Source organism: Psychrobacter sp. PG1 (genome assembly GCF_014897815.1).
In the GTDB taxonomy this organism is placed as follows: domain Bacteria; phylum Pseudomonadota; class Gammaproteobacteria; order Pseudomonadales; family Moraxellaceae; genus Psychrobacter.
In genome coordinates, this window is the sequence record NZ_JABUZG010000055.1 from 22,160 (window position 1) to 36,695 (window position 14,536).

The window sequence follows — 14,536 nt, forward strand, 5'->3', positions numbered from 1 at the left end:
GTTTTCAGCTGAGTGGTAGATTACATGCATTTTTAAATTCTATAGATGATATTTACGTAGAACAAGAACCTAGTACTAATAGTAACCAACTACTATTTAGACCAGATTTTGTTGTTGAAATAGATAATGTACCTATTATTTTAGAAATCAAAAAGACAAATATGTCTAAAGATATAATTAATAATTCTTTAAATCAAATATCGAGATATATGCAAGCTATGGAAATCGATGAAGGTATAATTTTTATATCAACCAATAATGACGCAAGAAAAAATACTGATACGCAAGAAAATATCAATAAGATTGATGGAAAGGAATTCAAGATAACTACTATGGTTTGCTAAGTAGCTGTAGGGTGCGCCCCGCGCACCATAATTTTAATCAAGTTCTTACCCTAGAATTTTTATTACAGTTATAGTATGTATTATCTATTTTTTTTAGATTAAAAGACATAATAGCAAAGCAAACAATTGGTGCGCGGGGCGCACCCTACTTTTGCTACCAGAACGATAGCTTAGAAAACTGACCCATTCTTATAACTCTGCTTTTTAACTTTTATGATTAATTCAACTGCAACGACCCTTTTGCATTCATCAACAGCTCAACCACATCATCACCACTGATCACTTCAAAGCGTTTGTCGATGGCAGATTCTTCCACGCCGTTGTGCTTCATACATGCGCCGCAGACCAGTACTTGACCGCCTTTTGCGATAAAGGCTTCTAGCAATTCGCCCGCAGGTTCGAATGGTGCGCCAATATTGACGTTATCTAAAGCGTTGGGCAGTGCCAAATGTACCGCGTCCACCATCAATATCACTGAGGCAGAATGACCTTTTTTAAGTGCCACGCCAGCCATAGTAAATGCTAAGGTGATTTTGCTTGGATTTGATTCACTATTATCAAATAACGTACCGACATAATCCGTCGTGTTAGCCATATTATTCTCCTTATAAGACTGTTTTAATTAAATAGTATTTACTTGAGCTGAGTATGATGCTCATTACTATCCTAGCATTTAATATATATATTTATATAATGTATTGTTAGGAAATAGTAGTTATAAGGTTAACTGATTGTGAATAGGTGTTTGTGACTTATGAATAAAGTTAAAAAATAAATGCTAACTTTGCGGTGGCCATGGGCGATCAGCATCACTGACGATCCATTCTGCGACATAGCCAGTTGGCGGTAGTTGCCAATCTGCTTGCCCCAATGAAGCTAGTACACGTGCTGTTTCTATCACCTTACCTTTTTCAGTCACGCCCGTACGCAGTAGCGCAGAGGAGCAAGGTTTGCCCTTTACCCACATCGACTGCTCGATGTATATCCAACGCTCATCAAAGCCGACGATATGCGTTTTCATAGTGACTTTATCAAAGGCACGAATGCGTTTGCGATATTGGATGGTGCTGCCAGCGACGACCAAACCCCAACGCTGCTTGAGCAGTTGACGTCCAAGCCCGCTACGCACCGCGAAGTCAGTACGACCCATATCAAAAAGGGTAAGTACGCGACCATTATTCATCTCTAAGAAATTATCAATATCTGTCAGACGACAGCGAAAGCTAATCTCACTCGTATCTTTAAACGTTAAGGTATTGCCTTTTTTGACTTGTAGCGCGGCGTGGGCGATGGTGCTGGCATAACGGATAAATGGATACATAGTGCAATCTCAAAAGAGTAAAAGGTAAGGTGAGTATTCTTATTTTAGGGCTTATTAGATGCTACACCGATATGATTAAAATAAGCGCTGACAGTTTCAGGTATCCAGTTGATATCAAATCTGGATTTTTTATAAAGATGCGGCGATTTGTCTTTATCAGAGCGATAACGAATAAAACCCACATGCCCGCCATGCTCAGTGTCTAAGATAGTGACACTGTTAGACACATCGTTTGGTGTGGCGGTAAAACCAAGGAAAGGATCGTCTTTGGCGCTAATTAACAATAAAGGCTTCGTCACTGTTATCAAATAAGGCAGGGCTGATGAGGCTTGATAGTAGTGATTGTTAGAGCGATAGCCATGACGCGGCGCGGTAAAGATATCATCAAAGTCACTGATGCGATTGACCGCTTTGATCGAGTCGATCTCCTCTTTGCTGATGTCATTGGCTAAGGCTTTTTTGATAATCGGGTTGAGCAAATAAGGGGTGTAAATTCGATGGCTCAAAAAGCTGTGCATACTAAGCGCCGCCGATGACATATCGACGGGAGCGGAGATGACCACAGCGCCTTGGCAGATTGCTTTATCACCATATTCGCCCATGTATTTCGCCAACGCGTTACCACCCAGTGACACCCCAACTGCATAAATATTGGCGTACTGTTGACTTAAATTTTGCAGTGCATGATGCACCTCATCGGTATCACCCGCATTATAAAAAACTCGGCCATTAGCAGGAATGCCGCCACAACTGCGGAAGTGCGCCACCACAAAATGCCAGCCCTGAGCGTGCATCTGATGCGCCAAAGCACGTGCATAATGGCTGTCGCTGCTGCCTTCCATACCGTGGAATAGCACGATTAATGGCGTTTGTTCACGCTCGCTGTTTTCTACGGTGGCGATAGGATGCGCATCATAAAAGTCATAAGCAATATCACTTTCATCCAACGAGTCTTTTTCGACCACACGGCGATAAGTAGGCGCTTTAGGGGCAAAAAACTTAGGCAAGATGCTTTGCAGGTGCGGATTGGTTAGCCAAAAGGGCGGTTTAAAAGGCGCTGGAGAGAAGGGTTGGCTCGGTTTTGAAGTTGGCGAATTTGAGGTTGGCATAAAGGTGTCTTATTTAATGGGCGTTAAAATCATCTTTAACAATCAGTGCCTTATCATAGCGCCAGCCGTTGTTAAAACCAATGATTTTCAGTGAATGCTCAGTGAACGCATGGTTACTCATTTATTTTTTTTCGATTCATCTAATACTCGTCCATCCATCGCCAGACGTTCTTTTAAATGGTCGATATCTGCCTCAGCAAGCGTCACGGTCAATGTCACTTGTTTATTATAAGCAACATCATCGATACTGCCATTTAAACTGTCGACCACATAGCGGCATTGCGCTTCGGTGGCAAACTCTGCCAATATCTGCACTTGCACCATCGGCACATAAGGCAGCAATATCATCTGGTCGACTGCTGCTTGCGCTGCGCCTGCATAAGCACGAGTGAGACCGCCAGCCCCCAGCTTGATACCACCAAAATAACGTACGACGATAATAATGATATTGCCGATAGATTTGTGTTGAAGTACGTTTAATATCGGGCGACCTGCCGTACCATTTGGCTCGCCATCATCATCAAAGCCTGCACTGGTGGTATTATTGGGATCACCAATGATATACGCCCAGCAGTGGTGGCGCGCATCGGCATATTGCTCGCGTAGTTGTTCCACGTGAAACATTGCTTGTTCACGCGAGGTTACAGGATAAGCGTAAGCAATAAACTCGGATTTTTTAATTTCTAAGCGCGCAGTGACAGCGCGTTTTAGCGTTTGATAGCTCATATTTCATCAGGTCTAGGTTGGATATGGTAAACTTGTCTAACTTTCACTGTCGTCCATATTGGGTGCAGTGTTCATTTAATTTTTTATTATAGTACCACTTCTGACCCATGAAGATAGCGGACAAGCTCAGTGCGAGTGCTGGTGTCGTTAGCTGCTACGGTAAAGTAGGTATCATCAAACGAATGGTAGGCAATATATGCGTCTAGATAAATTTTTGAGTAAAGCCACTGAGCTATCGCGTAAAGAATCCAAAAAAATTCTGCACGCTGGTGAAGTGACGGTAAATGATCAGGTCATCAAAGACCCCGGTGTCCACGTCGATGTGGTCAATGACGACGTGATTTGGGCCGGCGAGCCATTATCGGTCGCTGCGGGCAGTCGTTATATTCTATTACATAAGCCTGAAGGCTTTGAATGTACGCTGAAAGTGAAAGAGCATCCAATTGTCACTGAGTTGATTGCGGTGCCAGAGCTTGGTAGTTTGCGCATTGCAGGGCGTCTCGATGTTGATACCACCGGCGCATTATTAATGAGTGATGATGGTAAATGGTTGCACCGTGTCACCAGCCCTAAGCATGAACATGCCAAAATTTATGAGCTGACTTTAGCAGATGCGATGGATGAAGCGGCGCAAGCCAATGCCGTCAAAGAAGTCGCTGAAGGCATTCTTTTAGAAGGCGACCACGAAGAAACAAAACCTGCTGTTCTCGAATTTATTGACGAGACCCATGCACGTTTGACCCTTGAGCAAGGTAAATATCATCAAGTAAAACGGATGATGGGTTACTTTGGTAATAGAGTGGTTGAGCTGCATCGCGCTAGTGTCGGTCACATTACTTTGGAAGGATTAGAGAAAGGCGACAGTCGCTTTTTAACACCTGAAGAAGTCGCTAAGTTCTAAGTTTTTCATCTTGAAATGAACTCGCAAGCACTTCTTTACAATCAGCAGCCACTTCACGTGTGCTGCTTTTTTTGACCGTAGTGTTTGACCATGTTTTTTAACTATAGTTCTTATCTATCACTTTTACCCTGTTATGTCTCACGTGCACACTGTGTTGCCTATCTCTTAAAGCTCAGTAGCAGTTTTGCAAAATTGAGCCGTTAAACCTTTGCAAAAGTATTCCTTGTGCTAAAGTCTGCCTATCTTTTTTTAATCTATTTTTTTACATAATATCGTTATCTTTATTAAAGATGGCTATTGTTAAAAACCGATATTGTTAGAAACGAGCATTATTAGAAACAGCTATTCTTAAGATTGAGTGTTGTTAAAATTAAAGGTTATTAAAAATCGTTGTTACTGAAACACGCTGTTATTAAAAGCTGTTTTTGTTAAAACCAGATAGGACTGTCTCTGTGAAATCATCTCTATTAAAATCTGCCAGTTTAATTGGCGCCATGTTATTGGCAACCACCGCTTGTGCCCAGTCTAGTGATACTGCCGCTACTAACCAAAAAGCGAGCCAGAGTACTCAAAATACAAAAGCCGCTGGCACTGTTAGCAAGTCTGTTGACAGTCGCTTGCGCCAATTGCTCACTCAGGCAGGGATCAAAACACAAATCAGCTCTATTGTGCCGTCCAACTTGCCCAATATGTATCAAGTCAATTTGGCGGGGCAGTTGCCTTTGCATATCACTGAAGATGGCAAATATGTCATTCAAGGCGAGCTACAAAAGAATCCAAGCAAGCGTGTAGTCACCAAGACGCCAGCGCGTAGCACCAGTGCGCAGGCAGGCAAACCTGTCAGTGCGAGTGTCAAAGCTGATATATTGGCAAATATGGATGCGCTGAAAAATATGAGTGCCAAAACGCCGTTCTTTTATACCGCAGTGCCGGGTGTCATTTGGGGCGCGACATTAGAAGGCGTGCCTTTTTTACTATCGGATGATGCACAATATATTACTGATGGCGAGATTTCTGTTATCGAAAATGGTCAATTCATCGGACTCGATGAGCAGTTTGAGAAGCGTAAAAATCAGTCTGTGTTTGCAACTTTAGATGAAAGCCAGCTGATTAATTATCCAGCGACCGGCCCTGAGAGAGCGGTTATTTATGTGGCCAATGATGTCAACTGTCCTTATTGCCGCCGCTTGCATCAACAGCTGCCAATGCTTAATGCCAAAGGTGTGACGGTCAAAACCATTGGTTATCCGATATACGAGCAGTCCCCTGAGCAAATGCGTGGTATTTGGTGCCAAGGTGACGAGGACAGCCGCCGTAAAGCTTTTGATAAAGCAATGTTGCAGGGTGAGATGACACCGGCACCAGCAAGTTGTAAAGCCGATCATGTGACGCCCAATCGTGAAAAAGCAGCAGGGCTTGCGGTGATGGCAACGCCTGCTATCTACCGTGAAGATGGCGTGTTGTTTCAAGCGAGCTTTGAGAGTCCAGAGTTTTTAGAATTTTTGGGTGTGCAGTAGCTCATATAGATGTTTAATAAAGTTATAAATAAAAAATGTATTAAGAGATGATATTTCTGAATATGGATAAAAAAACCGCCACATAAGTAATTTATGTGGCGGTTTTTTATTGCCTCTAACAGTTAAGGATATCAAGTCTATTGTGGCAACACGATATCAACGATTTTCCAATCAATTAAGCCGTTACGCTGCATCTCGATGGTGAGCGGATAACCCTTCACCTGACCGCTAATAGTGAAGCAATTAATACCGCAATAGCCCAATGTTGGCTTGTCACTGTCCGACCCTTGCGCTACCTGTTGCTCCAGTTCAGCGGCTTGTTTTTCCATGATTTGCTGCATTTGGCTTTTGACCACTGCATCCACATCACCGCGCTGGATGATAAGATTTTGAATAAAATTTTTGAGATCGACTTGATTGCTGGCGATTGCCCATGCAGCGGCTAGCTCTTTGGTCGCGGTGTTGGCCTGACCTTGGGTATTGATAACTTTTTCGATGTTTTGTGGGGTGATAGCACCATCCACCGCCTGCGTGATAAAGCTATTGGCGGCTTGGGTCAATGGTTCGCCGCCCAACTCAGCGACCAATGGATAATTGGCCATAGTCGCCGTAAACTGACTGGTGAGTTGGTTTTGGATACTAGGTCGCACTTGCTCATAGTCGATCGCTGCGGCGATGGTCGCGCCGTCTTTGGCATCGTAGGCATTTTTAAGCTGATAAGCGCTGTAATAGGGCGAGCCTGCATAGACAGCGACGGCAATGACGATTAATAAAATAATCAGCTTCTTCATAAAAATCAAACCCTTATCGCAAAATAAAAACGTAATGATGGGCAAATTTAATACTGGTGAGTATAAATATAAAACCCCAGAAATATAGCGATAAATATTAGCATGGCTGGGTCTTTTTAAGGTATGAAAACCTTTGTTCATTCCTTAATAAAACCTTTTTGTATGGCCAAGCGCACTATAGTGGATACTTTCCCTGCCTAAGCGCTTGATAAATCACCATAGCATCTCCATAAATAGCGCAAACTTTTAATAATTGATTTGGCTAAGCAGCATCCCGCCGTATTCGCTTGTAAGATTCATAGCAGTATCACCTCTTTTCTCTCACTATTTATGATGTTTCATGTGAAACCTTTGAGTGTCATAGTGAGTCGTATTAAGGTGGTGGTTGACTAGAACTACTGAATCGACTGTCCGGTGGACTGTAAAGACGATAGGAGAGCCCATGAGTAAGCGCGATTTTTATGAAGTATTAGGTGTGAGCAAGACCGCTGAAAGCAAAGAAATTAAGCGAGCTTACCGCAAGCTGGCTATGAAATATCACCCTGACCGTAACTCTGATGATCCAGATGCTGAGGATAAATTCAAAGAAGCATCCATGGCTTACGAAGTACTAAGCAGCGAAGAGAAGCGCTCTGCTTACGATCGCATGGGTCATTCAGCCTTCGAAAATGGTATGGGCGGCGGCGGCTTTGGCGGTGCAGGTGGTGGCGGTAATTTCCAAGATATCTTCGGTGATATCTTCGGCAACTTTGGCGATATCTTCGGTCAGCAGCGTGGTGGCGGCGGTGGACGTTCGCGCCGTGGTTCTGATTTACGTTACGTCATTGAGCTGACGCTAGAAGAAGCGGTACGTGGCTGTAAAAAAGAAATCAGTTTCACTGCGCCTGCGCCTTGCGACACGTGCGATGGCAAAGGGGCAAAAAATGCCTCTGATATCGTGACTTGTCAGACCTGTCATGGACAAGGTCAAGTGCGTATGCAGCAAGGATTTTTTGCCGTGCAGCAGGCTTGCCCACATTGTGGCGGCACTGGTAAACAAATCAAAAATCCGTGCTCTGACTGTCACGGTAATGGCGTTAAAGACAAATCACGTACGCTAGAAGTGTCTATCCCAGCGGGTGTCGATGATGGTGATCGCGTCCGTCTAGCAGGCGAAGGTGAAGCGGGCGGCGCGGGCGTCCAAAACGGCGACTTATACGTTGAAGTACGCGTAAAACCGCATAATGTCTTTACCCGTCAAGGGGCGGATCTATATATGGACGTACCCGTTAGCATCACCGATGCAGCACTGGGTAAAGAGGTCGAAATACCAACTCTAGATGGTAAAGTGAAAATCAAGGTTGCAGAAGGCACGCAAAGTGGTAAGTTGCTACGTGTGCGTGGCAAAGGCGTGACGCCAGTACGCACCACGATGAAAGGTGACTTGATTTGCCGTGTGGTTATCGAAACCCCAGTGAATCTGACTCGCGAGCAAAAAGACCTGTTGCGCCAGTTCCAAGATACGCTCGACGGTGATAGCAAGCATCAGCAGTCGCCACATAAGAAGTCATTCTTTAAAAAGATTGGCGACTTATTTGATTAACTGAGTTGTTTCAATCACTCGTTTGGTTAAATGACTAGATACAAAACCCCCAGTGTTTCATGTGAAACACTGGGGGTTTTTATTGACGCTATAAAAAACCATTCAGGTGGTGATATTTGCTAAACTTAGCATCATAACATTTAAAACCTTTCTTATTAATATAGAGCTTTTAGGATAAAAATATGAGCCAACAGATAACAGCGCAAGAAAATACAAATAAACAAGCCATCAAAGTCGGGGTTATTGGTGCTGGTGGTCGTATGGGGCGTATGCTAATAGAGGCAGTACAAGACAACTCGCAAACGACATTAAGCGCCGCGATAGAACGTCAAGGATCAAGCCTTGTCGGCGCCGATGCTGGCGAAGTCGCCGCTATCGGTCGCTTAGAGGTGCAGATTGTCGATGATTTAAAAGTTGTCATTAATGACATCGATGTACTGATTGACTTTAGCTTGCCTGATGCCACTGAACAAAATATGCAGATTTGCGCGGCAAACAATGTCGCGATGGTTATTGGGACGACAGGGTTCAATGAGCAGCAAGAGCAAGTGTTGGCAAAAGCCAGCGAGAAAATTGCGATTGTCTACGCTGGTAACTATTCAACAGGTGTTAATCTGTCATTGAAATTGCTCAACATGGCAGCGAAGGCATTTGGTGAGGATGCCGATGTAGAAGTTATCGAGGCCCACCATAAGCATAAAATCGATGCGCCATCAGGCACAGCATATATGATGGCAGAAGCCGTTGCAGAAGCTCGTGGACAGAACCTAAAAGATGTCGCTGTTTATGGCCGCGAAGGACAAACGGGCGAACGCAAAGCAGGTACTATCGGTATTCATGCCATTCGCGGAGGTGAAATCATTGGCGATCATACCGTGATGTTTATTGCCGATGGTGAGGTGGTTGAAATTACCCATCGTGCCCGCGCGCGTATGACGTTTGCCGCGGGTGCTGTACGTGCCGCGACTTGGGTTATCAAACAAGAAGTTGGGCAATATAATATGCAGGATGTGTTGGGTTTGAATGACTAGATAGCGTTGAATATCTGAACAAAACTAATGGTCATAAAAAACGCGCTCATGATGGGCGCGTTTTTTATTACTCATCTCTGATGTACTCGTCTATGTGACCATAACTAGAGAATGTTAGCCTTGTTTTTAGAGGGCAGATAGCCGACATACTTTACAACTTATCTTGCAAATTTTTCATAAATTGTTCTTTACTGCGTGTCATCTTTATTTTCAACCAGTTTTTAAATATAACCTTCCTTTCATCTTCGTAAAAAGGGTAGTAGGACAATAAATGATAAGAAGAACTGTCCGCTACGGGAGGATGTACCAATTCTAAAAATTCATGTGAGATTTCTTTTTCCACCATAAATATTGAAACAATAGCTGTTCCTAAACCAGCTAAACATCCCTCAATACACAAATAGAAATGTTCTAACACCATGTGTTCGTACGATAAAATGTCACTACTCACCAACTTAGACTTATTTATGTGTTGCCATAAATGTGGTCGAGAAGAAGTAAGTAAAAGTGTATTGGTCTGATCCGTTCTAGTGTTGCGAACAGCAACTATGTATTCTTCAATAATTTTTTCATGAAATATATTCTTGTCCCATTCAAAATCATTTCTGCGCAAGGCAATATCGATAGATTTCCCTTGAAAGTCTACGATTCCACCGCCCGTCAGTAACACAATTTCAAAGCCATAGTTTAGTGAGTTAAATTCAGCCAAACGCGGTATCAACCATTTCATAGAAATAGTAGGTTCGCAGGATAGTACCAATTGTTTCTTTTCATATTGCTGATTTTTTAAATCTACAAGACAATCGTCTAATCTTGCAAAAACTTGCTGGCAACAGGCGAAAAGTAAGCTGCCATTGGATGTAAGTATGAGCTTCTTGTTCACTCTATCAAATAAAATAAGACCTAAAGCATCTTCTAGATTTTTAATCTGTTTGCTTACTGCGCTCTGTGTCACAAATAATTTTTGAGATGCTAACGTCACGCTACCATGCTGTGCAACGTAATAAAAAAACTTTAGCGAATTTAAGGATATCTTTTCTATCATGCCAAAAACTCATAAACTATCATGTAAATAACTCAATTTTAGTTTACTGAAAAATATAGGAAGATACAACTAAATTGAATAACTACATGAGGTAAGTGTGAAAAACACAGGAAATATAGCTAATAGAAGTATAGAGCTAAATAAATTTAATAATATTGATAAGTTTGTATCCATCTTAGAAGATGTAGGATATGTTTTTATTGATAGTAAATTATTCCAAAAGCTACAAGATTATAGGAATAACAAAGTAGTTTTAAGAGATGTACTAGTTGTTACTTTTAAAGAGATAGACAAATGACGGAATTTTTAGCCGTTATTATGATTACTATTCTTGCTGTCATCAGTCCAGGCGCTGATTTCGCTATCGTGACCAAGAATAGCTACTTATATGGGCGCTCTATTGGTGTATTAACTTCTATTGGTATAGCGTTAGGAGTATTAGTCCATGTCGCTTATACCTTGTTAGCCGTTGCCATTGTCATGGAGTTTGCGCCCAATTTTTTGACTATCATAAAATATCTTGGTGCGTTTTATCTCATTTATATTGGCTATAAAACATTTAGACAAAAACCTGTAAAGGACGTGGGTTCTTCTACCTGCATCAGTTCTGCACAATCGTTACGATATGGTTTCTTTACGAATGCCCTGAATCCTAAGACTACCTTGTTTGTTATTAGCACCTATACGCAAATAGTTAGCGCTATCACCCCAAAATCTATTTTAATCGGTTACGGGCTGTTCATGTCTGTAGCTCATTTCATATGGTTTGCTCTAGTGGCTTTATTGTTCTCTCAGCGTACTCTAAGAGAAAAAATGTTAAATAAACAAGTAGCGATCAATCGAGTGATTGGTTTCATATTAGGTTTGTTAGGTGTATTTTTGCTCTTTACAAACTTAAACTAAGGAGAGTCAAAATGAATAAAGTAGCCTTTATTGATGTGGAAGGTGTTTTAGTCCCAGAGATATGGAAGTTTTTAGCTAAGCGCCTAAATATATCTGAGCTAAGCATAACAACAAGGGAAGTAGAGGATTATCAAAAACTGATGCTATATCGCATAGCTGTTCTAGAAAAGTATAAGATTACTCTGCCAAAAATACAAAGTATTATCGGGCAACTCAATCCAATTGAAGGAGCAAAAGAGTTTCTGCATGCATTGAAGATGAAAGGTTTTGAGATTAAGATCGTGTCAGACTGCTTCCGTGAATTACTTGAAGGATTCTTGCAGCAACTCGAAGTTCCAATGGACACTGTATATTGTCATCGTTTACAGGTCGATAGTGCAGGTTATATTAATAAAGTGCTATACAGTCGCCAGCATGGTAAACATGAGATTATAGGAAAATATCCTTTATCATTGGGAAATAGTATGGCAATAGGCGATGCGTTTAATGATTTTAGTATGTTAGAAGCAGTATCTCATGGATACTTATTCTCACCTTCAAAAGAGGTCTTAGAGAAAGCTTTACCTACATTTAATATCGTAAATAGCTATCAGGAGGTTGTAGATTCTATTGGCATAAAATTTTTCGATAATAATGCCTTTTGTCAGGGACATGGTAAGTTATAGACGCTCCGTTACTGGACTCAATAAAAGGGTACTTTTACAAGAGACCTACTGTCAATGGAAAACGCGCCCGTCATGAGCGCGCTTTTTATCGATAATAATCTATTACAGATTAGTCAACGTAGATCACTTCTAACGGTGGAAAACCATTGAACTCAATAGATGAATACGAGTTAGTATAAGCACCCGTGGTCAACCAAAAGATTTTATCACCAATCTCCAGCTCTTCTGGCAATTGATAGCCCGCTTCTTCATACATGATATCGGTTGAATCACAAGTAGGACCTGCCAGTACTACAGTGCCTTTGCTGGTTGATGTTTCCATCTTAGGCGTATAAACCGGATACTTGATGGCTTCACCCAACGTCTCGATTAAGCCTTGGAATAAGCCCACATCGGTATAGACCCAACGTGTTAAATCGGTGTGCGACTTACGCGAGATAAGCACCACATCACTGACCAATACGCCCGATCCACCAACCAATGAGCGACCTGGCTCAAGGATAATCTCAGGCATGTCTTCTTCACTATAGTCGTCTGTCAAATAACGAGTGATCTCTTCAGCGTAGACTTTTATAGGGTTCACTTCACTGATATAGTTGGCTGGAAAACCGCCACCCAAATTGATCATTTGTAGCTTAATATCTTCTTCGTTTTTCATCCAGTCAAACATGTATTTGACCTTGGCTAGCGCATCATCCCAAGCGGCAACGTCTTTTTGCTGACTACCGACGTGGAATGAGATGCCATAAGGCACTAGACCCAAATCACGAGCTTGAATCAACAGCTCAATCGCCATATTGGGATCACAACCAAACTTACGAGACAATGGCCATTCAGCGGTCTCAGAGCCTTGTACTAAGATACGTACAAAGATTTTTGAACCAGGAGCGTGCTTGGCAATATTTTTTAGATCCGCTTCTGAGTCGGTCGCATATAAGTCAATACCTTTTTCAAAGGCATATTTGACATGCTCCGCTTTTTTGATGGTATTGCCATAAGAGATACGCGATGGTTCAACGCCGCAGTCTAATACGCGATCAAGCTCATAGATGGAGGCACAATCAAAGTTCGAACCAAGATCAGCAAGCAGGTTAATCACTTCAACAGCAGGACTGGCCTTCATTGCATAATGGATTTTAGCATTGGGAAAAAACCCAACCATTTCATGATATTTCGTTTTGATACGGCTAAGGTCCACGACCAAAAATGGCGTCTCGCGACCTTCAGCAGCTTGAGTGAATTTCTGCCAGCCGGCAGGGTCAAAATATTGGTCAATTTTGATCATGGTCATGGTAGGAAACCTTTAATAAAGACAGTAGGTGTTAAAGAGTAAATGCTCGCATCACGTCATTGTCATCTCACATTAGTGTCATCACGCATCTCACAGGTAATGAAACCTTGCGTCCATGCTGATTAAATGACGTAAAAATAGCTTAGAGGATGAATGGACTAAGAATGGCTGGGCTGTGGCTGTTTATCCGCCATTTGTTCGCCTTGTTTTTCGCGTATTTTAACGATTTTACGCACTTTATCGCGAGCACGAGTTTGCTTGAGACGTGATAGGTAATCGACGAATATGACCCCATTTAAATGATCCATTTCATGTTGGATACATACCGCGAGTAAGCCTTCTACTTCTTCATCGATTTTTTGACCATTCTCATCTAAGGCTTCAATGCGCACTTTGTTTGGGCGCTCGACACTGTCATAGACTTCAGGTACGGACAAACAACCTTCTTCATAGGGCTGTTTCTCTTCTACCAAGGGTGTCACCTTTGGATTGATAAAAACTCTAGGGCTATTTTTATCTTCAGACAGATCCATGACGATGAGCTGAATATGGCGATCCACTTGGCTTGCCGCCAAACCGATACCTTGTGCCTCATACATCGTCTCAATCATATCAGCGATTAAGGTTTTGATTTCAGCAGTCACTTCCTTAACAGGCGTAGCAATAGTACGCAGGCGCGGGTCTGGGTAATTTAAAATAGGGAGTAAAGCCATAACGCTCACCTCAATGATAGGGATAAAATAGGGTTGATATTATAGGATAAATGGGGACAAAAGTAATGCTTATCAATACTTTCGCACAATTATTGCTTTTTATCATTGTAAAAAATGAGGGAGATCGCTTTTATTATAGGTATAAAAAAGCCCTGCAATTCGCAAGGCTTTTTGATTGATATAAGCTAGATTAGATGTAATCTGACTTGCATAACTAGAGTATTTTTTTAGTAAATTGAGTTTAGTAAATCAAATCACTTCTGAGTCATTAAAGTCACTTGGAGCAGCTAAAACATCTGAGCAAAAGTGCAAAGTTATACGCCACGTTTGCTCATAATCATCTCATAGATGAATAACAGGATGATCGCACCGATTACTGAGAATATCAAACCAGTAAATCCGCCATCAGCATTGATACCGATAAGACCAGCTAAGAAGCCACCTAATAAAGCACCGACGATACCCAATACAATTGTCATTATCCAGCCCATCGGGTCGCTACCTGGCTTGATAGCTCGTGCCAATAAACCTGCAACCAGACCTACAATAATCATCCAAATAAAGCTCATATTATTCTCCTAATTTATTATCATTTAT

The 14,536-nt window shown here is 42.0% G+C and carries 17 protein-coding genes; 8 read left to right on the plus strand and 9 right to left on the minus strand.

Going from position 1 to position 14,536, the window contains the following annotated elements; genetic code table 11:
• On the plus strand, positions 1–344 hold a 344-nt coding region (locus INT03_RS06950; RefSeq protein ID WP_193008372.1), incomplete at its 5' end, for a hypothetical protein.
• A 217-nt stretch (positions 345–561) separates the two neighbouring features.
• Here the strand turns inward: INT03_RS06950 and INT03_RS06955 are convergent.
• From INT03_RS06955 to INT03_RS06970, 4 genes are all read right to left on the minus strand, one after another.
• Complete coding sequence (locus INT03_RS06955; RefSeq protein WP_193008373.1) at positions 562–939, minus strand: DsrE family protein; 378 nt, start codon at positions 937–939, stop codon at positions 562–564.
• A gap of 183 nt (positions 940–1,122) precedes the next feature.
• On the minus strand, positions 1,123–1,665 hold the full coding sequence (locus INT03_RS06960) for an acyl-CoA thioesterase (protein ID WP_193008374.1): 543 nt from the start codon (positions 1,663–1,665) through the stop codon (positions 1,123–1,125).
• A gap of 44 nt (positions 1,666–1,709) precedes the next feature.
• The gene (locus INT03_RS06965) at positions 1,710–2,774 is read right to left on the minus strand and encodes a YheT family hydrolase (protein WP_193008375.1); all 1,065 of its coding nucleotides are present in this window, start codon (positions 2,772–2,774) and stop codon (positions 1,710–1,712) included.
• A gap of 117 nt (positions 2,775–2,891) precedes the next feature.
• A complete protein-coding gene (locus tag INT03_RS06970; RefSeq protein ID WP_193008376.1) occupies positions 2,892–3,500 on the minus strand; it encodes a YigZ family protein in 609 nt (202 codons plus the stop codon).
• A 196-nt stretch (positions 3,501–3,696) separates the two neighbouring features.
• Here INT03_RS06970 and INT03_RS06975 point away from each other — a divergent pair, with 196 nt between their 5' ends.
• The gene (locus INT03_RS06975) at positions 3,697–4,401 is read left to right on the plus strand and encodes a pseudouridine synthase (RefSeq protein WP_045442943.1); all 705 of its coding nucleotides are present in this window, start codon (positions 3,697–3,699) and stop codon (positions 4,399–4,401) included.
• 452 nt (positions 4,402–4,853) lie between these two features.
• Positions 4,854–5,918, plus strand: a complete 1,065-nt coding sequence (locus INT03_RS06980) for a disulfide isomerase DsbC N-terminal domain-containing protein (protein ID WP_193008377.1) — start codon at positions 4,854–4,856, stop codon at positions 5,916–5,918.
• Between the two features lie 137 nt (positions 5,919–6,055).
• On the opposite strand, the gene INT03_RS06985 is transcribed toward INT03_RS06980, so the two are convergent.
• Positions 6,056–6,709, minus strand: a complete 654-nt coding sequence (locus INT03_RS06985) for a DUF2939 domain-containing protein (protein WP_193008378.1) — start codon at positions 6,707–6,709, stop codon at positions 6,056–6,058.
• Between the two features lie 442 nt (positions 6,710–7,151).
• On the opposite strand from INT03_RS06985, the gene dnaJ reads away from it, so the two are divergent.
• Together dnaJ and dapB are read left to right on the plus strand one after the other, a co-directional pair.
• Entirely contained in the window at positions 7,152–8,291 is a 1,140-nt protein-coding gene (dnaJ, locus tag INT03_RS06990) for a molecular chaperone DnaJ (RefSeq protein WP_193008379.1), read from the plus strand.
• Between the two features lie 182 nt (positions 8,292–8,473).
• On the plus strand, positions 8,474–9,322 hold the full coding sequence (dapB, locus tag INT03_RS06995; protein ID WP_193008380.1) for a 4-hydroxy-tetrahydrodipicolinate reductase: 849 nt from the start codon (positions 8,474–8,476) through the stop codon (positions 9,320–9,322).
• Between the two features lie 151 nt (positions 9,323–9,473).
• On the opposite strand, the gene INT03_RS07000 is transcribed toward dapB, so the two are convergent.
• Entirely contained in the window at positions 9,474–10,367 is an 894-nt protein-coding gene (locus tag INT03_RS07000) for a LysR family transcriptional regulator (protein WP_193008381.1), read from the minus strand.
• A gap of 97 nt (positions 10,368–10,464) precedes the next feature.
• On the opposite strand from INT03_RS07000, the gene INT03_RS07005 reads away from it, so the two are divergent.
• Genes INT03_RS07005 through thrH form a run of 3 tightly spaced genes read left to right on the plus strand, consistent with a single transcriptional unit; the run spans position 10,465 to position 11,935 of the window.
• A complete protein-coding gene (locus INT03_RS07005) occupies positions 10,465–10,665 on the plus strand; it encodes a hypothetical protein (protein ID WP_045454801.1) in 201 nt (66 codons plus the stop codon).
• A complete protein-coding gene (locus INT03_RS07010) occupies positions 10,662–11,270 on the plus strand; it encodes a LysE family translocator (protein ID WP_193008382.1) in 609 nt (202 codons plus the stop codon). The genes INT03_RS07005 and INT03_RS07010 overlap by 4 nt, the downstream gene beginning before the upstream one ends.
• Before the next feature lie 11 nt (positions 11,271–11,281).
• Positions 11,282–11,935, plus strand: a complete 654-nt coding sequence (thrH, locus tag INT03_RS07015; protein ID WP_193008383.1) for a bifunctional phosphoserine phosphatase/homoserine phosphotransferase ThrH — start codon at positions 11,282–11,284, stop codon at positions 11,933–11,935.
• A gap of 109 nt (positions 11,936–12,044) precedes the next feature.
• Here the strand turns inward: thrH and INT03_RS07020 are convergent, their stop codons facing one another.
• The 3 genes from INT03_RS07020 to INT03_RS07030 all read right to left on the minus strand — a co-directional run bounded on the left by INT03_RS07020 (position 12,045) and on the right by INT03_RS07030 (position 14,508).
• The gene (locus tag INT03_RS07020; RefSeq protein WP_193008491.1) at positions 12,045–13,220 is read right to left on the minus strand and encodes a type III PLP-dependent enzyme; all 1,176 of its coding nucleotides are present in this window, start codon (positions 13,218–13,220) and stop codon (positions 12,045–12,047) included.
• Positions 13,221–13,384: 164 nt separating this feature from the next.
• Positions 13,385–13,939: a peptide deformylase gene (def, locus tag INT03_RS07025; protein ID WP_045442956.1), complete on the minus strand. Its 555-nt coding sequence runs from the start codon at positions 13,937–13,939 to the stop codon at positions 13,385–13,387.
• Positions 13,940–14,253: 314 nt separating this feature from the next.
• Positions 14,254–14,508: a GlsB/YeaQ/YmgE family stress response membrane protein gene (locus tag INT03_RS07030; RefSeq protein WP_055125583.1), complete on the minus strand. Its 255-nt coding sequence runs from the start codon at positions 14,506–14,508 to the stop codon at positions 14,254–14,256.
• Positions 14,509–14,536 lie beyond the last annotated feature (28 nt).